General features: G+C 61.6%; 17 protein-coding genes. 11 read left to right on the top strand and 6 right to left on the bottom strand.

Features of this window, described 5'->3' with window-relative positions:
• Positions 1-12 precede the first annotated feature (12 nt).
• The 3 genes from KXD86_RS09820 to KXD86_RS09810 all read left to right on the top strand — a co-directional run bounded on the left by KXD86_RS09820 (position 13) and on the right by KXD86_RS09810 (position 3,310).
• Entirely contained in the window at positions 13-390 is a 378-nt protein-coding gene (locus tag KXD86_RS09820; RefSeq protein WP_218635843.1) for a DUF2237 family protein, read from the top strand.
• Positions 390-2,543 (top strand): tRNA(Met) cytidine acetyltransferase TmcA, encoded by a 2,154-nt coding sequence (locus KXD86_RS09815; RefSeq protein WP_218635842.1) that lies wholly within the window; start codon positions 390-392, stop codon positions 2,541-2,543. The genes KXD86_RS09820 and KXD86_RS09815 overlap by 1 nt, the downstream gene beginning before the upstream one ends.
• A gap of 71 nt (positions 2,544-2,614) precedes the next feature.
• Positions 2,615-3,310 (top strand): ankyrin repeat domain-containing protein, encoded by a 696-nt coding sequence (locus tag KXD86_RS09810; protein ID WP_218635841.1) that lies wholly within the window; start codon positions 2,615-2,617, stop codon positions 3,308-3,310.
• A gap of 3 nt (positions 3,311-3,313) precedes the next feature.
• Here the strand turns inward: KXD86_RS09810 and KXD86_RS09805 are convergent, their stop codons facing one another.
• Positions 3,314-4,417, bottom strand: a complete 1,104-nt coding sequence (locus tag KXD86_RS09805; protein WP_218635840.1) for an enoyl-CoA hydratase/isomerase family protein — start codon at positions 4,415-4,417, stop codon at positions 3,314-3,316.
• A gap of 220 nt (positions 4,418-4,637) precedes the next feature.
• Between KXD86_RS09805 and KXD86_RS09800 the strand changes: the two genes are divergently transcribed.
• On the top strand, positions 4,638-4,973 hold the full coding sequence (locus KXD86_RS09800; RefSeq protein ID WP_218635839.1) for a c-type cytochrome: 336 nt from the start codon (positions 4,638-4,640) through the stop codon (positions 4,971-4,973).
• Between the two features lie 26 nt (positions 4,974-4,999).
• Here KXD86_RS09800 and ppnN read toward each other — a convergent pair whose 3' ends face one another.
• The gene (gene ppnN, locus KXD86_RS09795) at positions 5,000-6,382 is read right to left on the bottom strand and encodes a nucleotide 5'-monophosphate nucleosidase PpnN (protein WP_218635838.1); all 1,383 of its coding nucleotides are present in this window, start codon (positions 6,380-6,382) and stop codon (positions 5,000-5,002) included.
• 149 nt (positions 6,383-6,531) lie between these two features.
• Between ppnN and thiI the strand changes: the two genes are divergently transcribed.
• Complete coding sequence (gene thiI / locus KXD86_RS09790) at positions 6,532-7,986, top strand: tRNA uracil 4-sulfurtransferase ThiI (RefSeq protein ID WP_218635837.1); 1,455 nt, start codon at positions 6,532-6,534, stop codon at positions 7,984-7,986.
• Positions 7,987-7,990: 4 nt separating this feature from the next.
• Here thiI and KXD86_RS09785 read toward each other — a convergent pair whose 3' ends face one another.
• The gene (locus KXD86_RS09785) at positions 7,991-9,004 is read right to left on the bottom strand and encodes a histone deacetylase family protein (protein ID WP_218635836.1); all 1,014 of its coding nucleotides are present in this window, start codon (positions 9,002-9,004) and stop codon (positions 7,991-7,993) included.
• 174 nt (positions 9,005-9,178) lie between these two features.
• Here KXD86_RS09785 and KXD86_RS09780 point away from each other — a divergent pair, with 174 nt between their 5' ends.
• Positions 9,179-10,630, top strand: a complete 1,452-nt coding sequence (locus KXD86_RS09780; RefSeq protein WP_218635835.1) for an NAD-dependent succinate-semialdehyde dehydrogenase — start codon at positions 9,179-9,181, stop codon at positions 10,628-10,630.
• A 259-nt stretch (positions 10,631-10,889) separates the two neighbouring features.
• Complete coding sequence (uvrD, locus tag KXD86_RS09775) at positions 10,890-13,055, top strand: DNA helicase II (RefSeq protein WP_218635834.1); 2,166 nt, start codon at positions 10,890-10,892, stop codon at positions 13,053-13,055.
• A 161-nt stretch (positions 13,056-13,216) separates the two neighbouring features.
• On the opposite strand, the gene KXD86_RS09770 is transcribed toward uvrD, so the two are convergent.
• Complete coding sequence (locus KXD86_RS09770; RefSeq protein ID WP_218635833.1) at positions 13,217-14,014, bottom strand: undecaprenyl-diphosphate phosphatase; 798 nt, start codon at positions 14,012-14,014, stop codon at positions 13,217-13,219.
• 123 nt (positions 14,015-14,137) lie between these two features.
• A complete protein-coding gene (locus KXD86_RS09765) occupies positions 14,138-14,764 on the bottom strand; it encodes a porin family protein (protein WP_218635832.1) in 627 nt (208 codons plus the stop codon).
• 171 nt (positions 14,765-14,935) lie between these two features.
• Between KXD86_RS09765 and KXD86_RS09760 the strand changes: the two genes are divergently transcribed.
• Positions 14,936-16,120 (top strand): MFS transporter, encoded by a 1,185-nt coding sequence (locus KXD86_RS09760; protein ID WP_218635831.1) that lies wholly within the window; start codon positions 14,936-14,938, stop codon positions 16,118-16,120.
• 34 nt (positions 16,121-16,154) lie between these two features.
• Here KXD86_RS09760 and KXD86_RS09755 read toward each other — a convergent pair whose 3' ends face one another.
• Positions 16,155-16,559: an acyl-CoA thioesterase gene (locus KXD86_RS09755; RefSeq protein ID WP_218635830.1), complete on the bottom strand. Its 405-nt coding sequence runs from the start codon at positions 16,557-16,559 to the stop codon at positions 16,155-16,157.
• A 196-nt stretch (positions 16,560-16,755) separates the two neighbouring features.
• Between KXD86_RS09755 and KXD86_RS09750 the strand changes: the two genes are divergently transcribed.
• The 3 genes from KXD86_RS09750 to pstA all read left to right on the top strand — a co-directional run bounded on the left by KXD86_RS09750 (position 16,756) and on the right by pstA (position 20,597).
• Positions 16,756-17,799: a substrate-binding domain-containing protein gene (locus KXD86_RS09750; RefSeq protein WP_218635829.1), complete on the top strand. Its 1,044-nt coding sequence runs from the start codon at positions 16,756-16,758 to the stop codon at positions 17,797-17,799.
• A 142-nt stretch (positions 17,800-17,941) separates the two neighbouring features.
• A complete protein-coding gene (gene pstC, locus KXD86_RS09745) occupies positions 17,942-19,330 on the top strand; it encodes a phosphate ABC transporter permease subunit PstC (protein ID WP_218635828.1) in 1,389 nt (462 codons plus the stop codon).
• Positions 19,323-20,597: a phosphate ABC transporter permease PstA gene (gene pstA / locus KXD86_RS09740; RefSeq protein ID WP_218635827.1), complete on the top strand. Its 1,275-nt coding sequence runs from the start codon at positions 19,323-19,325 to the stop codon at positions 20,595-20,597. Before pstC ends, pstA begins: the two co-directional genes overlap by 8 nt.
• Positions 20,598-20,608 lie beyond the last annotated feature (11 nt).

The raw sequence follows: 20,608 nt of genomic DNA, 5'->3' as shown, positions 1-20,608 counted from the left end.
GAGGACGAATCCATGCAGATATCCGAACCCGTAAACGTACTTGGCGAGCAACTGGAAACCTGCGGCACCGACCCGAAAACCGGGTTCTACCGCGATGGTTGCTGCAACACCGGTCCCGATGACCTGGGATTTCACACGGTCTGTGCAGTGGTCACCGACGAGTTCCTTGAATTCTCGAAGCGCCGCGGCAACGACCTCAGTACCCCCCGCCCGGATTTCGGCTTCCCCGGATTGAGGGCCGGCGACAGCTGGTGCCTGTGCGCGGCGCGCTGGCAGGAAGCCCTGGAGGCAGACGCGGCCCCCCGGGTTCGCCTGCGGGCAACCCATCAGGCCACGCTGGAGATGTGTGACCTGAACGACCTCAAGCGCCATTCCGTGGACCTCAGTTAATGCAACCGGCCCCGTCCCCGGCCAATGATTTTGACGCCTGGCGGCAGCTCCAGCGCCGTCTCCAGCAGCGGGGGGAACGGCGGCTGGTACTGCTTCTGGGTGAGCGTTCCAGGGCCCTGGATTGGCTCAAGGCGTTGTTGCCGGGATTGACTCAGGAGCCGGGTGTCTGGACCGGCCCGGAGGCAGACAATCCGAGTGACAAGCTGCTCCCACTGGCGCCCCGGCACGCCCGGCAGTGGTTGGGCCGCGAGTTGTCGGTGCTGGTCTGGGATGGCTGGCACGGGAATCCGCCGGATGGCCTGGCCGCCCTGTCAGGCACCCTGCAGGCCGGCGGCCTGCTGTTCTGGCTAATGCCGTCGCTGGACCAATGGTCCGGTTTTGACGATCCGGACTACGCGCGGACGGGACTGGAGACGCTGGCAGAGCACCCCTTTGCCGCCCGAATGGCGAGCATCCTTGCCGCGGATCAATCGGTCATCCGCATCGACACCGCTGATCCATCGTCCACGCCACTGCCGCTTCTTGCCGAACCGGACAACGGGTTCACTGTCGGCGCCACCTCGGATCAGCAGGATCTGATCGAACGGTTGGTCCAGTTTGGTCTGGGGCGTCGGCGTCGGCCCATGGTCATCACAGCGGATCGCGGTCGTGGCAAGTCCGCGGCGCTGGGATTGGCGGCGGCCGCTCTGCTGCAACGGGGGCGGCGACAGATTCTGGTGTCGGCGCCATCCCGCGACAACGTGGATACCCTGTTTCGTCATGCCCGGGAAGCCCTGGGGGAGGACCTTCTGGCCGCCTCCGACGCCTGCCTGCAGACCCGGGCGGGCGCCTGCCTCAGGTTCGTCACGATCCGGGAACTGTTGGCGGAAAAGCCAGAGTCCGAAGTGGTGTTGGTGGACGAGGCCGCGGCGATCCCGGCTCCACTGCTCAAGCAGGTGCTGCTGGGGTGGCCCCGGGTGGTGTTCTCGTCCACCATTCATGGCTACGAGGGGGCTGGCCGGGGCTTTGCGATCCGTTTCCGGCAGATCCTGAACCGGGAGACGCCGCACTGGCAGTTAATGACCCTGACGGCGCCGGTCCGTTGGTCGGTCAGTGATCCCCTGGAACCGCTGGTGTCGCGTCTGTATCTTCTGGCGGCGGATAACCGGGCCTCCGTGTCTGTGAGCGTCAGCCCCGATGACGTGATCATTGAACCGTTTGTTCCCCGTAACGCAGACGATCGGCAATTATCGGACGCCTTTGGCCTGCTGGTGGACGCGCATTACCGCACCACGCCCGGAGATCTCAGGCAGTGGATGGATGCTCCGTCGGCCCGGAGCTGGCGGGCGAGGGTGGGTAACGTCACCGTTGGCATTCTCTGGGGCGCGGTGGAAGGTGGCCTGGCGCCGGAGCTGGCCGAGCAGGTGACCATGGGGCAACGCCGAATCCGGGGCCATCTGCTGCCACAGTCACTGGCCAGCCACAGCGGTTTCCCGGAAGCCGCGTCCCAGGGGTGTTTGCGCGTGGTCCGCATTGCCGTGCCCGACGCGGCCAGGCGGTGTGGTGTTGGCCGTCGGCTGGTGGCCGCGGCCAGTGAGGCGGCCCGCGAGGAGGGGCTGGACACGGTCGGCACCAGTTTCGGCGGCAGTCCGGCGTTGCTGGCATTCTGGCGCGCCTGTGGCCTGCGGCTGGTGAGACTGGGCCTGAACCAGGAGGCCACCAGCGGCGAATACCCGGTGCAGATGATGAGCGGCCTCAGCGAGGCGGGGGCGCGCCTGGTTGGCCAGCTCCGCGCCCGTCAGGCGGAACACTGGCTGGCGCTGTTGCCACTGGCCTGGCCGGCGCTGGAACCCGGCTTGCTGGCTGCCCTGGATGACGACCTGCCGGCAAACGAGCGCCTGAATGACCACGATCGCCGGGATCTTCGCAGCTTTGGTCATGGCCATCGGGGGTTCCTGCTCAGTCTCCCGGTGCTGCGAAAAACTAGCAGGGTAAGCGGAGTCGCGGCCTGGTTGCAGGCTCAGGGTGATGCCGCGCTGTGGACAGCCGCGGTGCTGCAGCAGCGGAACTGGCCGACCCTGCAGGCGGATGGGCTGTGTCTCGGTCAGCGCGACGGTGAGGAACGGTTACGGGCGATGATTCGTGAACTCCTGCAAAAGGGGCCAGAGTTGTGACTCGCTCGATTTAATTCTCCTTCGGTGCTGCCCAGAATAGGTCACACATTATCCGACCGAGATCGTCTGCTATGGCCAAGGGAACCGGCTCCCCCCGTTATCCAGTGTTTATCCTGTTGTTGCTCCTGTCCTGGGTGTCCGGATGCGCCTCGCGCTCCGAACCGACGAACCTGGAACTGGAGACCGCTACCGGCGCTGCCACGCCCATGATAGAAGCCGCAGAACAGGGGGACCTGGATCGGGTGATGGCCTTGTCCGAGGCGGGGGCATCGCTCAACACCCTGACCGAAAAGGGCTCGCCGCTGATGGCCGCGGTGGCCGCGGGCCGGGACCGAGTCGCCTGGTACCTGTTGTCGGAGGGGGCGTCGCCGGACCTGGCCACCGCCGATGGTGAAACACCGCTGATGGTAGCGTCGGCCCAAGGCAGTCGCCGTCTGGTCCAGTTACTGTTGTCGGCGGGGGCACGGGTGAACGCCCGGGATGCCAATGGCTATACGCCGGTCATCCGGGCTGCCGAGCAGGGGCACCTGTCGGTCGTCAAAGTGTTGCTGGCTGCCGGCGCCAACGTGAACGTCAGCCAGGGTGGCGAGTCATTATTGATGAAGATTGTCGACAGTGGTGATCTGTTGACGGCGGAAATGCTGCTGGCCGGGGGCGCGGATGTGAATTATCGCAGCGCCGATGGCCGCACCGCGTTGGACGTGGCCCGGGCCAGCAACAACCGCGATCTTGAGATGCTGCTGGTCCAGGCTGGCGCGGAGCTGTAGGGCTCAGCCAAGCTGCATGGGATCGGTTTCATCGTCCCATTCCGGCTGGAAATGGGCCTGGACCACGTCCGGCGGAACGTCGGCCACACTGGCGAATGACCAGGTTGGTCTCTGGTCCTTTTCCACCAGCCTCGCCCGGATGCCCTCCGGCAGGTCCGGTCGGCGGGTGCATTCCATCGCCATGGCCAGTTCCATGCGAAACACGTCCTTGAGCGACATCTGCTGCGCCTTCTGCAGTTGGGTCCAGATCAGCCACGCCGACACCGGGCAGCCACCCCTGAGGTTGCTCATGCAGGCATTCCACCACTCGCTGTCGATCTCGGCCGAAAGCAGTTGATCGACGATCTCCGGTAATTCATCACCGGCACTGAGTCGGGCGATGTCCTGTTCGTGCCGTTCGAGGTTGCTGTGTTCAAGTGAGCGGTAATCCGGGGCGTGCATCTGGTTGAGCAGCCGGAACAGGCGGTTGTCGTCCGCCGCCGGTTCGCCGGTCCATCGCTGGTTCTGGAGCTCCCCAAGCAGGGACTCCCGGTCTTCCTCCAGCAACACCATATCGGCGAGGCCAATGCGGATGGTGTCGGTGATGTTCAGCCGGGCCCCGGTCAACCCCATGAACAGGCCGATGCGTCCGGGCAAACGGTTCAGGAACCAGCTGGCGCCCACATCCGGAAACAGTCCGATGGAGATTTCCGGCATGGCCACCATCACATTGGGTGTTGCCAGTCGGTAACGGCAAGCCGCCAGCAGCCCCAGTCCGCCGCCCATCACCACGCCGTGGGCAATGCCGACGATGGGCTTGGGAAACCGGTGCAGGCTGTAGTCCAGCCGGTACTCGCGAGTAAAGAAACGGGTGGCAATGTCGTGTTCGCCACCTTCCTTGATGGCGCTGTAAAGATTACGAATGTTCCCGCCGGCGCAGAACGCCCGTTCGCCCTTGCCCTGGAGCACAACCGCACAGATGCGGTCATCCTCGGCCCAGCGGTCCAGGGTGGTCTGTAGTTCGTTGATCATGGGCTCCGAAAGAGCGTTGAGGCTGGCGGGGGCATTCAGGGTAAGCAGGCCGATGTGGCCTTCCAGGCATTCAATTTCCTGAACCTCTATGGACATTGAGGGAATCTCCGGTCTTCAAAAATAATCTGGGCCACGTCGCTCACCGTACTCTCAAGTCAAACCGGCCAGGTGAAAAGAGGACCAACGTCGAACAAAGCGATTGATTTATCGCATTTGGCGATAACAGGCTCTGTGGTATATAAAGTCAGACAGTTTACAGTCCGGTACCGACTGCCGGTAGGCAAACGCTAAAAACGATGATGAGAGGGTAAAGACAATGACATTGAAACACTACGCCATTGCGGGAATTTTTGCGCTCAGCACGGCCGTCCCGGCCATTGCGGCTGCCGCCGACGCCGAAGCCGGCAAGGCGAAGGCTGCGGTCTGCGCGGCCTGCCACGGCCAGAATGGTCTGGCCCAGATTCCGACTTACCCGAATCTGGCCGGTCAGAACGAGCAGTACCTGGTCTCCGCGATCAAGGCCTACAAAAACAAGCAACGCACTGGTGGCCAGGCGGCCATCATGCAGGGTCAGGCCGCCGCGCTGAGCGATACCGATATCGCCAACCTGGCCGCCTATTTCGCCAGCCTCCCGGCTGACGGCGGCAAGTAAGGTCTCCGGGCTATCAGTGAGGCGGCTCAGGCCGCCCCGCTGACAATTCGGTAACTGGGCCGGTAGGCCGATGAGCCGGGCAGTTTCATCCGGTTCTGGGCCACGAACTGGGCCAGCATTGCTTCCAGGGGTTTGATCAACGTCGGGTCCCCGGCGATCTCGAACGGGCCCTTGGCTTGCACCTGACGAATACCATCTTCCTTCACGTTTCCGGCAACAATCCCGCTGAACGCTTTCCGCAGATTGGCGGCGATAAGATGTACCGGCTGGTCCCGATGCAGTTCGAGCGCCCGCATGTTGTCGTGGTTCGGGTGGAACGGCAGCTGGAACACCGGGTCAATCTTTAGCATCCAGTTGAAGTAGTAGGCGTCCTGCATCGCGCGCCGGAACGTTTCCACCTCTTTCATGCCCTTTTTCATGGTCTGTGCCACACGGGCAGGGTCGTCGATGATGATTTCGTACTTGCTGGCGGCTTCGTCGCCCAGGGCATTCCGGATGAACTTGTCGATCATCTCGAAATACTCCGCGTTTTCCTTTTCCCCGGTGAAGACCACGGGGAAGGGCAGATCGGCGTTGTCCGGGTGCAGCAGAATGCCCAGCAGGTAGAGGATTTCCTCTGCGGTACCGACGCCGCCGGGAAACACGATGACGCCGTGGCCGCAGCGAATAAAGGCTTCCAGCCGCTTTTCGATATCCGGCATGATGACCAGTTCGTTGACGATCGGATTCGGTGCCTCGGCACCGATGATGCCGGGTTCGGTAATGCCAATGTAGCGTCCGTTCTTCACCCGTTGCTTGGCGTGGGCGATGGTCGCGCCTTTCATCGGGCCTTTCATGGCGCCGGGGCCACAGCCGGTGATGATGCTCAGGGAGCGCAAGCCCAGCTGGTGCCCGACTTCCTTACTGTACTGGTACTCGTCCTGGCTGATGGAATGGCCCCCCCAGCACACCACCAGGTCCGGTTGCCGTCCGGGCTCAAGGACCCGGGCATTGCGCAGTACGTGGAACACCAGGTTGGTGAGATCTTCCGGGTCGTCGCGGCGGAAGCCGGCGGCACTCTGGGGGATGGAGTGGGAGTAGATGATATCCCTCAGCACGGAAAACAGGTGCTCGCGGATACCGCGCAGCATCTCTCCGTCCACGAACGCGTGGGCGGGTGCGTTGATCAGTTCCAGTTTAAGACCCCGGGGTTGGGGCACCAGCCGGACATCGAAATCGGCGTGGGATTCCATCAGCGTTTTACAGTCGTCGGTCTCGACACCCGTGTTCAGGACCGCGAGCGCGCACTGGCGAAAGAGCCGGTACAGGCCGCCCTGGCTTCGGTCCTTGAGGCGGCTCACCTCATGGTTGGAGAGGATCTCGAGACTGCCCTCCGGTGACACGAGGGCATTGATGGTGGGTTCTTGCATGAACGATAAAACTCCTGAATGGTTCCGGCTACGAGGGCCCGGAGACACCTTCCGGCCGGTGTTTCGGCAATGCCTGATTTTGAGGCATGGTCCCAAAAAGGTAGACTAAGTGCTTTCTGCGTTATACGCCACTCGACAATACTCCGATTATGAAACTACTTATTCGTCCGGCTCCTGAAGTCGCCATCAAGAGCAAACCCGTCCGCCGCCAGCAGATGCGTCATCTGCGGCAGAACATTCGCAAGCTGCTGGCCAGGCTGGATCACGACATTGTCGTGGAGGGCAGTTGGGATCGGGTGGATGTGGCCGTTCCGGAAGGCCGTGGTCTCTCTGGGGCTGTTGTCGAGGAGTTGCTGCGGATCCCGGGCATCTCCACCATTCAGGAGATTGGCGTGTTTCCGTTCGCCGGCCTCGACGATGTTGCGGCAAAAGCCGTGGACGCCTTCGCCGACCGACTGGCGGGAAAAACCTTCGCCGTCCGCGCCCGTCGTCATGGTGAACATGACTTCCGGTCCATTGATCTTGAGCGCACCGTGGGCGCCGCCCTGATGCAGGCCTCGAGCGCGACCGGTGTGGACCTGAAGGCGCCCGACGTGGAAGTGCGGATCGAGGTTCGGGACGACCAGTTCCACATTGCCCACCGCAAGCATCGCGGGCTGGGCGGTTACCCGTTGGGCAGTGTCGAGAACGTGATGACGCTGATTTCCGGCGGGTACGATTCCTCGGTGGCGGCGTACCTGATGATGCGTCGCGGGCTTAGGAACCATTTCCTGTTTTTCAATCTTGGAGGAACCGCGCACGAGGTTGGCGTTCGCCAGGTGGTGCATTACCTGTGGAATCGTTACGGCGCATCCCACAACGCCAAGTTCATTTCCGTGCCGTTTGACGGTGTGGTCGCTGAAATCATGCGCTCGGTCAATCACCGTCACTGGGGCGTGGTGCTGAAGCGCCAGATGCTCAAGGCTGCGGCGGAAATTGCAAAGAAGAACAATGCCGTGGGCCTGGTTACTGGCGATGCGGTGGCGCAGGTGTCGAGTCAGACCCTGAGCAACCTCAATGTGGTGGACCGGGCCAGTGATGAAGTCGTTCTGCGCCCGCTGATTTCCATGGACAAGGAAACCATCATCAACATTGCCCGCGAGATTGGTACCGAGTCCTACGCTCGCACCATGCCGGAATACTGCGGCGTGATTTCCCAGAAACCGGCCACGCGGGCAAAACTGCATCGGGTCGAAGCGGATGAGGCGGAAATGGATCCGTCGGTGCTGGCCGGCGCGGTGGAAGCCCGGGAGGAAACCCCGATCAGCCGCCTGCTGGAAACCACCCAGACTCCCGAGGACGTGGAATTGGTCCAGACGCCGGGCGTGGACGATGTGATCATTGATGTTCGCCACCCCAGTGAGGGCGAACAGTCACCGCTGATGCTGACCAACAATGAAGTCGTCCAGATCCCGTTCTACGAGCTGAACCAGCAGATCGCGGAGCTGCCGGCGGACCGGCAGTACCTGCTGTATTGCGATCGTGGGTCAATGAGCCGGATGCACGCCGGTCACCTAAAGGCGGAAGGGCACGACAACATCAAGGTGTACGCGCCGGCGTCCTGATGGGTCAGCCGGCCAGGCCCTTGAAAAACTGCTGGACGTTCTCGCTGAGGGCGTCCAGGTCGTAGCCACCTTCCTGTACCACCAGTGTCGGCAGTCCGAGCTGACGGATGTGGGAACTCAGCCGGCAGAACCCCTCCGAGGTGACCGAGACCTTGGCCTGCGGGTCGTTCTTGTAGATGTCGAAGCCCAGTGCGAGGATCAGCGCATCCGGCTGGTACAGCTTGATGGCCGCCAGGGACTCATCCAGTTTCTCGAAGAAATCGTCTTCCGAGGCCCCGTGCGGCATGGGCAGGTTGATGTTGTAGCCGAAGCCTTCGCCTTCGCCCCGCTCATTCTCGAAACCAGTTACCACCGGGTAGAAATTGGTCGGATCCCCGTGGATCGAGACGTACAGCACGTCGCTGCGATCGTAGAAAATCTCCTGGATGCCCTGTCCGTGGTGCATGTCGGTATCGAGGATGGCGATGCGCGGGAACCGGCTTTTCATGTGCTCGGCGGCAATGGCCGCGTTATTCAGGTAACAGAAACCGCCGGCGGCATCCCGCCGGGCGTGATGGCCAGGCGGCCGGCACACGGCGTAGGAAATGCGGTCGCCGGCGATCAGGACATCCGCGGCGCCCAGGGCGGTCTGTGCAGACCAGTAGGCCGCGTGCCAGGTGTTCTCGCCGATCGGGCAGCTGCCATCGGCCTGGTAGCGAGCCGCCTCGGCCAGGATGCCGGTCAGGTGGTTGGGGGATCGCACGAAAATGTTTGAAATCACCTCGTCGCCCCAGTCATCCATTTTCACCCAGCGCCGGTGCGCCGATTCCAGAAAACGGAGGTAGCCCAGGTCATGGACCTTGGCAATGGCGGCCGCACCCTGGTCGGAAGGCTGCAGAACCGGTATGCCCATTTCCTTCAGGCCTTCGAGCATCTGACCGGTACGATCCGGGACTTCCTGCGGCTGCCGCATCTGTCCGCGGGTGAAGTAGGTCTTTGGAAGATGCTGATCCTGAGCAGGGTGGAAAAACGCTTTCATTATCCGACCTCCGTGGTTTCCGATTCTCCGAGTATAGGCACAGTCGGAGGGTGATCAAAAGCCTGGCTGTCGACTTTACAGCCAGTGAATCAGCATCCACTATGGAAGACATATTTAACCGACGCAACTGTGCCCCACCGGGGCATACCGACACTGACAGATAGAGGAGCCGTGATGATCGAGTCACCACTGCTGGAAAAGATGACGGGCTACATCGGCGGTCGCTGGACTGACAATGCGCAGGGACACACCTTCGACGTCTACAACCCGGCAACGGGCAAGGTGATCGCCCAGGCAGCCTCAATGACCGAGGACGAGGTAAAGGCCGCGGTTGCTGCGGGCAAGTCGGCGCTTCGACTCACCAGTCCCTACTCCATTGAGACCCGCAGGAAGTGGCTGGAAGATATCCGGGACGCGCTCAAGGCCAACAAGGAGGAGGTCGGCCGGATCCTTTGCATGGAACATGGCAAGCCGCTGCATGAGGCCCAGGGCGAGGTCGATTACGCTGCCGGTTTCTTTGACTATTGCTCCAAGCACATCCAGGCGTTGGACGCGCACACGATTCCGGAAAAACCGAAGGACTGCACCTGGACCGTTCATTACCGGCCGATCGGGGTCGCTGGCCTTATTACGCCGTGGAACTTTCCGATCGGCATGATCGCCAAGAAGCTGTCGGCCGCGCTGGCTGCCGGCTGTCCGTCGGTGATCAAACCGGCCAGTGAAACGCCGCTGACCATGATTGCCCTGTTCAGCCTGATGGACAAGCACACGGACCTGCCCGACGGCATGGTCAACCTGGTGATGGGTAAGGCCAGCGTGATCGGCAAGGTTCTGTGCGAGAGCCCGGATGTACCCATGCTGAGTTTTACCGGGTCCACCGAAGTGGGCCGCAAGTTGATCCTCGACACCGCCGAACAGGTCAAGAAGTTGGCCCTGGAGCTGGGCGGCAACGCACCCTTTATCGTCTTTGACGATGCTGACCTGGACGCAGCGGCGGATAACCTCATCGCCAACAAGTTCCGGGGCGGTGGCCAGACCTGCGTGTGCGCCAACCGCATCTTTGTCCATGAAAAAGTGGCCGATGCCTTTGGTGAAAAGCTTGCCGAACGAGTGAACAAAATGACCGTGGGTGACGGTATCAACGGTGACGTTGACCTGGGTCCGCTGATCAACCAGGCCGGCTACGACAAGGTTAAACGCCACGTAGAGGATGCGCTTGAGAAAGGCGCGAGCCTGGTGGCAGGCAAAAAACCGGAGGAGTTGGGCGATGACCTGTTCTTCCCGCCAACGGTGGTAACCGGTGTTAACCGTGATATGTGCTGTTATCGCGAGGAAACCTTTGGCCCCCTCGTGCCCATGGCGCTGTTCCGCACCGAAGAGGAAGTCATCGATGCCGGGAACGACACCGAATTCGGTCTGGCATCCTACGTCTTTACCGGCGATGCCGAGCGGGCCCAGCGTGTTGCCGCTGGCTTGCGATTCGGCCATTGCGGCTGGAACACCGGCACCGGGCCCACGCCGGAAGCGCCGTTCGGCGGCATGAAAGCCTCCGGCATCGGCCGCGAGGGTGGTCTGGAAGGTCTGTTTGAATTCGTTGAAGCTCAGACAGTGCCTAGAGGCTTCTGACAGAAAAACGGAAACCCGATAGCCCTCATCCGGTGGGGGTGTCGCACGGGGGAAGCGCCCCTTCAGGACACGCTACGAGCACATCCATGTGCGCTTGGGTGTGGCCATCCCTGGCCACACACAGTCCTGAAGGGGCGCTTCCCCCGCGCTCTTTCTGACTTTTCCTGGTGGCTTTAGAGAATCTCTCCGCGCGGAAATCCCTTTTTTCTCCTGTTATACTTCCACTCCTGTTTATTTAACCAGTAGCGAACGATTCCCTATGGATGTCTCCCACATTATCGATCCTCTCAACGATGCCCAGCGCGAGGCCGTTACCGCCCAGAACGATCACCTGCTGGTGCTGGCGGGTGCCGGCAGTGGCAAGACGCGGGTTCTGGTGCATCGGATAGCGTGGTTGATGACGGTCGACCGGGTACCACCTACGGGCATCCTGGCGGTAACCTTCACCAACAAGGCCGCCAAGGAGATGCGTTACCGCATCGAGCAGATGATGAACATTCCGGCCCGCGGGCTCTGGTTCGGCACCTTTCACGGCATTGCCCACCGCCTGTTGAGGGCGCACTGGCAGGACGCCGGCCTGCCGGAGAATTTCCAGGTGCTCGACAGCGACGACCAGCTTCGGCTGATCAAGCGGGTGATGCGGGAAAATCAGATTGATGAGAGCAAGTGGCCGCCCAAACAGGCCCAGTGGTTCATCAACAGTCAGAAAGACGAGGGACTTCGGGCCGACCACATCCAGGAAAACCCGGGTGACCATTTCACCTCGATCATGCTGAAGATCTATCGCCAGTACGAGAAGCTGTGCCAGCAGGGTGGGCTGGTGGATTTCGGCGAGTTGCTGCTGCGTTCCCACGAACTCTGGCTGCACCGGCCCGAGCTGCTGGCCCATTACCAGAAGCGCTTCCAGCACATTCTGGTCGACGAGTTTCAGGATACCAACACGATCCAGTACGCCTGGCTGCAGGTGCTGGCCAGCAACCGTGTTCCCCTGACAGTGGTGGGGGATGACGACCAGTCCATCTACGGCTGGCGCGGCGCCAAGATCGAGAACATCCAGCAGTACCAGCGGGACTTCCCCAATGCCCGTCTCGTGCGGCTGGAGCAGAATTACCGCTCGACCCAGATGATCCTGAAGGCGGCCAACGCCGTCATTGCCAACAACCAGGGCCGTCTGGGCAAGGAGCTCTGGACCGACGGGCCGGATGGCGAACCCATCAGCCTGTACGCCGCGTTCAACGAACAGGACGAGGCCAACTACATCGCCGACAGCATCTCGGCCTGGGTTCAGGATGGCAACCTGCGCAGCGAGTCGGCGATTCTCTACCGTTCCAATGCCCAGTCCCGGGTCCTGGAAGAAGCGCTGATGCGCCAGGGCATTCCCTATCGGGTGTACGGCGGCCTGCGGTTCTACGACCGCCAGGAAATCCGCAACGCCCTGGCCTATCTGAGGCTGGTGCAGTATCGCCGGGACGATGCCGCGTTCGAGCGGGTGGTAAACGTGCCACCCCGGGGCATCGGCGCCAAGAGCCTGGCGGAATTGCGGGAGTACGCCACGGAACAGAGCATCTCGCTCTGGGAATCGGCGGAGCGGTTGCTGGAGGCGGGCCAGGTGAAAGGCCGGGCCAAGACCGGACTGCAATCGTTCATTGCCATCATCGAAGGCCTGTCGGGTATGGTCGGCGACGCCACGCTTCATGGGTTGATGAAGCAGACCATCGACGACAGCGGACTGAAGGACTACCACGCCAGCGAGAAGGGCGAAAAAGGCCAGGCCCGGGTGGAAAACCTGGAGGAACTGGTGAACGCGCTGTCCGACTTTGAGGTGGAGGACGGCGTCGATCCGTTGGCGGAGTTCATCGCCCAGGCGGCCTTGGATGCGGGCGAGTCCCAGGCCGAGGCCCACGAGGACAGCGTTCAGCTGATGACTCTGCACTCTGCCAAGGGACTGGAGTTTCCGCTGGTGTTCCTGGCCGGCGTGGAGGAAGGACTGTTCCCCCACGGCATGTCGCTGGAGGAACCCGGGCGGATGGAAGAGGAGCGCCGGCTGGCCTATGTCGGCATCACCCGGGCGATGAAGAAGCTGGTGCTCACTTACGCGGAATCCCGCCGTTTGTACGGCCAGGAGAAATTCAACGCCCTGTCCCGGTTTGTCCGGGAGATTCCCGGCGACTGCCTGCAGGAAGTGCGATTACGCAACACGGTGACCCGACCCGCCATGGTCGAGCGCCCGAACGAGAGCCTGTTCAGCCAGGATTCCGCCCAGCAGTCCGGGTTCAGTCTCGGGCAGCGGGTACGCCATCCTAAATTTGGTGAGGGCATCGTGATGAATTCCGAGGGAACCGGGCACCACACCCGTGTGCAGGTGAATTTCGACGACGGCGCCAAGTGGCTGGTGCTGGCGTATGCGCCGTTGGAGGCGTGCTAGTCTTCGCGGGCGGTTTGCATCGTAGATTGGGCAGGGGTCGGGTAAGGCTTCCCAAAACTGTGCGGAGCCATGGATGGCGGAGCTCAAGCGCCACATGGACGTGCTTGAGCGGGTTTTGGGAAGCCTTGCCCGATGCCTGCTTCCCCCCCATGTTTGACGGTTTACATCAGAACGGCGTAGATCACCCCCGCCAGGACAATCCGATAGACCACGTATGGCCACATGCCCACGGTGTTCAGCCATTTCAGGAAGAAGTGGATGGCGGTGATCGCCATGATAAAGGACGTGATACCGCCGATCAGAAAGCCGCTCCAGTCAACCAGAATGTCGGAGGTGGCGACCTCCAGCAGCTTTACGGCTGAGGCCAGTACGATGATCGGAATGGCCAGCAGGAAAGAAAACCGCGAGGCGGTCTCCCGGGTCATGCCCAGGAACAGACCGGCGGTGATGGTGACGCCGGACCGGGAAGTGCCGGGCACCAGGGCCATGGCCTGGGCGATGCCGACCACAACGGCATCTTTCCAGCGGAGTTGATCGAGCGTTCGCTGGCGTTTCGGGAGCCAGTCGGCGATACCGAGCAACACACCGAACACCAGGGTGGTGGCAAAGATCACTCCCACAGCCCGCAGCTCATTATCGATCAGGTCGAGCAGTGCTAATCCCGCCAGGCCCGCCGGGATGGTGCCGATCACCAGATACAGGGCCAGCGCCCCTTCACCCACCAGCCTGCGCTGGGCCATGGAGAGCAGGCCGTCCCGGGCAATGCCGAAAACCTCCCGCCGGAAGTAGAGCACCACGGCCAGGAGGGTGCCCAGGTGAACCGACAGATCAAAACCCACGCCCTGATCGGTCCAGCCAAAGAAAGCCGGGGTCAGAATCAGGTGGGCGGAGCTGGAAATGGGCAGGAATTCGGTCAGCCCCTGAAGAAGGCCGAGGAATAGGGCCTGGAAAAAGTCCATTGTGTCGATTCCGTTAGATCCAATGCGTCAGAAATGTGGCCGCGATAGTAGCAGGGTGGTGAAGGGCTGAACAGATGATGTGGTTGGCGCCCATTCAACGGCCTGCGATGGCGTGGGCCGCCGTCAGAAGCGAATGGCCAGCCCCGCGCCAGCTTCAATCTGCACGTAGCCACTGCTCTCGAACCTGAGCTCGCACCCGCCTGAGCAGAACGCCGAACCGCCGGAGTTCAGGGCGGTGTAAATCCCGCGAAGGTCCAGCCGCAGGCGCAGTTGCTCGGTCAGGAAGAACTGGTATCCGCCGCCAAGGGACAGGGCGGCGCGGTGGTGGGTCTCATATCCGGAATCGTCCGGCTCGAGACGGGTAACGCCCAGCACGCCGGAGACAAACCCGCCGTGGTTTTGGCCGCTCGGGAAATACAGCCCACCGAACTGGAGCTGATAAATCGTCAGGTCGATTGAGTCGATGCCGGGGTCAAAGAAACCGCTGTCCAGCCGGGCCGAGGTGGTTTGTCGGCCAAAGTAGAGTTCCCCCTGTTTGCCCGGCTCCGGCAGGTCGAAATTGATGACGAGTCCCTGGCTGACGGAATCCCGGAAGTCGATTTGGTCCGCCGTGCTGGCCCCGGCGGTCTCGATATCCACCGAACTGCTCATGCGAAAACCGGCGAATGGCGACAGGGTAATGTCAGCCGCTACCGGTGGCGCCGTCAGGGTCAGGGCGAGAAGGACCGCTTTGAGACGTCGGACAGTCATATGCGCATCCCGTGGCTGGGTGGCTGGTTGTTGAAGGGATTCCGTGCAACGATATTACCATTGCAGATTCCGCGTGCCTTGCCAATGGGTTGCAAGACACCAAAGTAGCATGGGCGAAGCAGGCCTCCCGAGGCTAGGCTTGCCCCATCGCTCGCATAAAAGACAACAACAATGATCGACCTGCTCAGACGTTTTCCCTTGCCTGTCATTGTCCTGGCCCAGCTGTTCGGCACGTCGCTCTGGTTCAGCATCAATGGCGTCTGGCTGTCACTGTCGGCGGAGTTGGGGCTGACCGAATCCGATCTGGGCCGGCTGACGCTGGCGGTTCAGGCGGGCTTTATCGCGGGCACGCTGACCATTGCAGTGACAGGCCTGGCAGACCGGTTCGGCGCGAGCCGGATCTTTGCGTTGTCGAGTCTGCTGGGTGCCCTTGTCAATGGTGGATTTGTGTTCGCCGCCGGTTCGCCACCACTGGATTTTCTCCTTCGATTCGCCACCGGACTGTGCCTGGCTGGCATCTATCCCCTGGGCATGAAAATGGTGATTGCCTGGACTCCGAAATACGCAGGTGCGGCGCTGGCCTGGCTGGTCGGCATGCTTACTCTGGGTACGGCGTTGCCCCATCTGATGCGGGGCGCCACCTTCGGCATGCCCTGGGAGTGGCCGTTACTGGTGGCATCCGTACTGGCACTGGCCGGGGGCGTGCTGGTGTTTTTACTGGGTGACGGTCCGCACCTGCCGAAAAGCAATGGCCCACTGCCCCTGAGTCAGGGCCTGGCGGCGTTGCGCATACCCCGGTTCCGGGCGGTCGCCGGTGGGTATTTTGGCCATATGTGGGAACTCTATGCGTTCTGGACCCTCACGCCGCTTCTGATAGGGCGTGAGCTGGCCCGGCTGGGACAGGACGCCAGCCTGATCCCCTGGTTCGCGTTTGCCGTGATCGGCATCGGCGCGGCCGGGTGTATTGGTGGTGGCCGGCTGAGCCGCACCAAAGGCAGTGAGTGGGTAGCCCGGCGTGCGCTCATGCTGTCCGGCAGCGTCTGCCTGCTCTACCCGTGGCTGAGCGGGTTGGCGCCGGAAATTCTGATGGTACTGCTGCTCATCTGGGGGGTTGCGGTGATTGCCGATTCGCCGCAATTCTCGGCGCTCGCGGCTGCGACTGCGCCGCGGGAATCCGTGGGCTCGTCTCTCGCGGTCATGAATGCGGTCGGATTTGGCCTGACGTTACCGGCCATCTGGCTGACCAGTGGCCTGTGGGGGCAGCTTGGCGTCTGGGTTGTGCTGTTGCTGGTTCCCGGGCCGGTGCTCGGTTTGTGGTCCCTGGCCCGGGCGCGCCCCGCTTCGGCCGGTTCATAACCGCGGCGTCACGGTTTGCCGGCATGGCCGGCAGTCACCGGCTTTGTTCGGGGACCTCGCGGATGCGGCCGTGCTCATCAATGGCGACGTACACAAACAGCCCCTCGGTCACCTTGCGCGGGTTCTTCGCGGTTCGATCCAGTGTCCATACCTCCACGCTGATCTTCATTGAACTGCGGCCAATGTCCACGAGTTCGCAGTAACAGCCAACCTGAGAACCAACGCGCAGCGGCGACAGAAACTCCATCCGATCCATGGCGACGGTGGCGTTGCGTCCCAGCGAAATGCGTCCTGCCATGGTGGCGGCCGCGATGTCCATCTGCTTGACCAGCCAGCCAGCAAAGACGTCGCCATTCGGGTTGGTGTCGGAGGGAAGGGGAACGATCTGGAGCGTCAACTCCCCTCGAGGAGTCGGTTTGTTATCGTCTAGTGCCGTCATGGAGCCTGCCTTGTTCGGACATCTGGAATTGTTTTACCCCGCATGTTAACGGGCTTTGGCGTTGCTGCAAGCAGATTTACGTTATCGCGACTATATTTCAGAAGCTGTAACAAAGTTGTCACAGAGTCCAATTACTCTGCACTCATCGGTAAAACAGATACACACTCTAAGTCCAACCGATTAATGGAGACTCAACGTGATTAAACTGAACAAAGCACTCGCAACTGTTGCACTGGCCGGCTCCGTCGCCGCCATGTCTGCACCGGCCATGGCCCGCGACACTATCAGTATCGTGGGTTCTTCCACGGTTTACCCGTTTGCAACCGTGGTTGCCGAGCGCTTCGGTACCAAAACCGATTTCAACACCCCAAAGCTGGAATCCACGGGTTCCGGCGGCGGCATGAAGCTGTTCTGTCAGGGCATTGGCACCCAGCACCCGGACATCACCAACGCGTCACGTCGAATGAAGGCGTCTGAGTACGAGCTGTGCCAGAAGAATGGCGTAACCGACATCACCGAATTCCGTATCGGTTCCGACGGCATTGTCATTGCCAGCTCAAAGGACGCCGAGAACCTGGAAATCACCCTCAAGCAGCTGTTCCTGGCCCTGGGTTCCAAGGTGCCGGTCGACGGCGAGTGGGTGGCCAACCCGAACAAGAATTGGAGCGACGTGGATTCCAGCCTGCCGAACAAGCCGATCCGTGTGATGGGGCCGCCCCCGACCTCCGGCACCCGTGATTCGTTCAACGAGCTGGCCCTGGCCGCAGGTTGTGACGAGCTGCCGGAAGCGGCAAGCCTGGGCGAAGACCAGCACGGCGCGATCTGTGAAAGTGTGCGTGAAGACGGCGCCTTCATCGAGGCGGGCGAGAACGACAACCTGATCGTTCAGAAGCTGATCGGCGACACCGACATGTACGGTGTGTTCGGTTACAGCTTCCTGGAAGAGAATGCGGACCGTCTGCAGGCCGCCACCCTGAACGGCATGGTGCCGACCGCCGAAGGCATCGCCGCGGATGAGTACCCGGTCGCCCGCTCCCTGTTCTTCTACGTGAAGAAAGCACACGTTGGCGTTATTCCCGGTATTCAGGAATACGTGGACGAGTTCACCAGCAACGCCGCCATGGGTCAGAATGGCTACCTGAAGAACGTTGGCCTGATCGTGCCGCCGCGTGACCAGCTGATGAACCTGATGGACAAGGCAGAGAACATGCCGAACCTGGCTCTGGAAGAGCTGAAGTAACCCGAAAGATTCGGGACAAACAAGGGTGCGGGTCCTCGATTGGGCCCGCGCCCTTTCGCACGTTTAGGAATACCATCCGGTGCCATGGACCGTTTCAATCTGTAAACTGGGCGCCTACTTGAAGTCGTAGACAGGATTATTCATGCAACCGGCTAATTTATTTCTGCTCACCCTGGTGCTTGCCGTACTGGCGTATGGCTTCGGGTATGCACGGTCCCGGTCATTGGCCATGCCACTGGGCGGTATCCGTCATCTCAAGTCCCTGCCATTCTATTACGGTGCCCGGGCGGCGCTTTGGAGCGGCATCCCGGCGCTCATCGTGCTGGGACTCTGGGCCGCTTTCCAGGGCAAGGTTATCCAACTGATCGTCATAGGAGGGCTGCCGCCGGAGTTGGCCCCCCAGTCTGAGGGGCAGGCCAGCCTGCTGCTCAGTAAAATCAGCAACGTGGCCAGTGGTGCGCTGCCTGCGGGATTTGTCGAGGCGCCCATCGCGGAAGCGGCCGAACGGCTGCAGGCTCTGCGGGCCCAGAGCCGAATGCTGATGTCGGTGCTCGTGGTCGCCGTGGCCGTGCTCGCCGGCTTTCTGGGCTGGCTGCGGATCCGCCCCCGGCTCAACGCCCGGTCGCAGGTTGAGGCCATTTTGAAATGGCTGTTCTTTGCCTGCGCTGCCCTCGCCATCCTGACCACCGTTGGCATCATTTTCTCGGTCGCCTTCGAGACCTTCCGTTTCTTCGGGAAGGTGCCTTTCCTCGAATTTTTCTTTGGCTCCCAATGGAGCCCGCAAACGGCATTGCGTGCCGACCAGGTGGCGGCCGAGGGCGCCTTCGGCATGATCCCGCTGTTCACCGGCACCCTGCTGATCTCCGCCATTGCCATGGTGGTGGCGGTGCCTGTGGGTCTGCTATCGGCAATTTACCTGTCGGAATACGCCAACCGGAAGGTTCGTGGGGTGGTGAAGCCGCTGCTCGAGATGCTGGCCGGGATTCCAACGGTGGTTTATGGCTTCTTCGCGGCGCTGACCGTTGCACCGTTTATCAGTGATCTGGCCGACTCTCTCGGGATTGACGCGTCATCGCAGAGTGCGCTGGCCGCCGGCGGCGTCATGGGCATCATGATCATCCCGTTTGTGTCCTCGCTGTCGGACGATGTCATCAATGCCGTGCCCCAGTCGCTTCGGGATGGCTCGCTCGCCCTTGGGGCGACCCAGTCGGAGACCATGAAGAAGGTCATTTTCCCGGCGGCGTTGCCGGGCATCATGGGCGGTATTCTGCTGGCGGTGTCCCGGGCGATCGGCGAGACCATGATCGTGGTCATGGCCGCAGGGCTCGCGGCCAACCTGACCGCCAACCCGCTGGAGACGGTCACCACCGTAACGGTGCAGATCGTAACCCTGCTGACCGGTGACCAGGAATTCGACAGCGCCAAGACCCTGGCTGCCTTCGCCCTGGGTGCCATGCTCTTCCTGGCTACCCTGTTGCTTAACGTAATTGCCCTGAAAATCGTGCGTAAATATCGGGAACAGTATGACTGATCAACGTTCACAGGCGGAGATCGTCCGCCAGTCGCTCAAACGCCGGTATCGCAAGGAGCGCCGCTTCCGGGCCTACGGGATTCTGGCCATCGGTATTGCCCTGTCGGCCCTGGTGATCCTGTTCACCGACATCATCGGTAAGGGCTACACCGGGTTCATGAAAACGTCCATCACCCTGGAGGTGAACCTCGATGGTGAGATGATGTACCTGGACGATCCGACCGACAGTCGCCAGCTCAAGATGGCGGATTTCGTCGAGCCGCTGGTCCAGGCCCTGATTCAGGAGATTCCCGGTGCCACCGAGGAAGATCGTGACGAGGTCCGTGGCCTGATCAATCCCTATGCCTCGGTGACCCTCAGGGACGCCCTCAAACAGAACCCGGATTGGCTGAACACCACCCGGACCATGACCTTCCTGTCCCATACGGATGTGGACGTGTATGTAAAGCATGCCGGTGATGAGGGGTATTCGATCAAGCTCGACGAGCAGCAGAAAGCCTGGGTGGATGAACTGCTTGAGCGCGGGGTGATTGAAACCGGCTTCAACGATGTGTTCTTCAGTGGTGGCGATTCCCGGGATCCGTCCAAGGCCGGGATCCTGGGCGCGATCGTCGGTTCACTGCTGACCATGTTCGTCACGCTGGTCCTGTCCTTCCCGATCGGTGTTGCGGCGGCGATCTACCTGGAGGAGTTTGCGCCCCAGAACAAGTTCACCGATTTCATTGAGGTGAATATCAACAACCTGGCCGCGGTGCCCTCCATCATCTTTGGTCTGTTGGGCCTGGCGGTTTTCATCAACCTGTTCGGCATGCCGCGGTCGGTGCCGGTCGTCGGTGGTCTGGTGCTGACCCTGATGACGCTGCCGACCATCATCATTTCCAGCCGGGCTGCCATCAAGAGCGTGCCACCCTCCATCCGGGAGGCGGCCGAGGGCATTGGCGCGTCCAAGATGCAGGTGGTTCTGCACCATGTGCTGCCGCTGGCCATGCCGGGCATGCTGACCGGCTCGATCATCGGCATGGCCCAGGCACTCGGCGAAACCGCGCCGCTGCTGCTTATCGGCATGGTGGCGTTCATTGTTGATGTACCCGACGGATTCTTTGATTCCGCGACCGTGCTGCCGGTTCAGGTTTTCCTGTGGGCGGGTAGCCCCGAACTGGCCTTTATCGAACGTGCGTCAGCCGCCATTATGGTGCTGCTGGCCTTCCTGATCAGTATGAATGCATTGGCCATCTGGATGCGTAAACGCCTCGAGCGCCGGTGGTAAGGAGAATCAAG

It is taken from the genome of Marinobacter arenosus, assembly GCF_019264345.1.
In the GTDB taxonomy this organism is placed as follows: Bacteria; Pseudomonadota; Gammaproteobacteria; order Pseudomonadales; family Oleiphilaceae; genus Marinobacter; species Marinobacter arenosus.
The sequence above is the reverse complement of the archived record's forward strand: the minus strand, read 5'-3'. Positions and strand labels throughout refer to the sequence as shown.

Coding starts and splice junctions, on each gene's coding strand:
- KXD86_RS09780 (WP_218635835.1), top strand. CDS start 9,179: ATGATCGAGTCACCACTGCTGGAAAAGATGACGGGCTACATCGGCGGT.
- KXD86_RS09805 (WP_218635840.1), bottom strand. CDS start 4,417: ATGTCCATAGAGGTTCAGGAAATTGAATGCCTGGAAGGCCACATCGGC.
- pstC (WP_218635828.1), top strand. CDS start 17,942: ATGCAACCGGCTAATTTATTTCTGCTCACCCTGGTGCTTGCCGTACTG.
- ppnN (WP_218635838.1), bottom strand. CDS start 6,382: ATGCAAGAACCCACCATCAATGCCCTCGTGTCACCGGAGGGCAGTCTC.
- thiI (WP_218635837.1), top strand. CDS start 6,532: ATGAAACTACTTATTCGTCCGGCTCCTGAAGTCGCCATCAAGAGCAAA.
- KXD86_RS09755 (WP_218635830.1), bottom strand. CDS start 16,559: ATGACGGCACTAGACGATAACAAACCGACTCCTCGAGGGGAGTTGACG.
- uvrD (WP_218635834.1), top strand. CDS start 10,890: ATGGATGTCTCCCACATTATCGATCCTCTCAACGATGCCCAGCGCGAG.
- KXD86_RS09765 (WP_218635832.1), bottom strand. CDS start 14,764: ATGACTGTCCGACGTCTCAAAGCGGTCCTTCTCGCCCTGACCCTGACG.
- KXD86_RS09810 (WP_218635841.1), top strand. CDS start 2,615: ATGGCCAAGGGAACCGGCTCCCCCCGTTATCCAGTGTTTATCCTGTTG.
- pstA (WP_218635827.1), top strand. CDS start 19,323: ATGACTGATCAACGTTCACAGGCGGAGATCGTCCGCCAGTCGCTCAAA.
- KXD86_RS09760 (WP_218635831.1), top strand. CDS start 14,936: ATGATCGACCTGCTCAGACGTTTTCCCTTGCCTGTCATTGTCCTGGCC.
- KXD86_RS09770 (WP_218635833.1), bottom strand. CDS start 14,014: ATGGACTTTTTCCAGGCCCTATTCCTCGGCCTTCTTCAGGGGCTGACC.
- KXD86_RS09785 (WP_218635836.1), bottom strand. CDS start 9,004: ATGAAAGCGTTTTTCCACCCTGCTCAGGATCAGCATCTTCCAAAGACC.
- KXD86_RS09815 (WP_218635842.1), top strand. CDS start 390: ATGCAACCGGCCCCGTCCCCGGCCAATGATTTTGACGCCTGGCGGCAG.
- KXD86_RS09820 (WP_218635843.1), top strand. CDS start 13: ATGCAGATATCCGAACCCGTAAACGTACTTGGCGAGCAACTGGAAACC.
- KXD86_RS09800 (WP_218635839.1), top strand. CDS start 4,638: ATGACATTGAAACACTACGCCATTGCGGGAATTTTTGCGCTCAGCACG.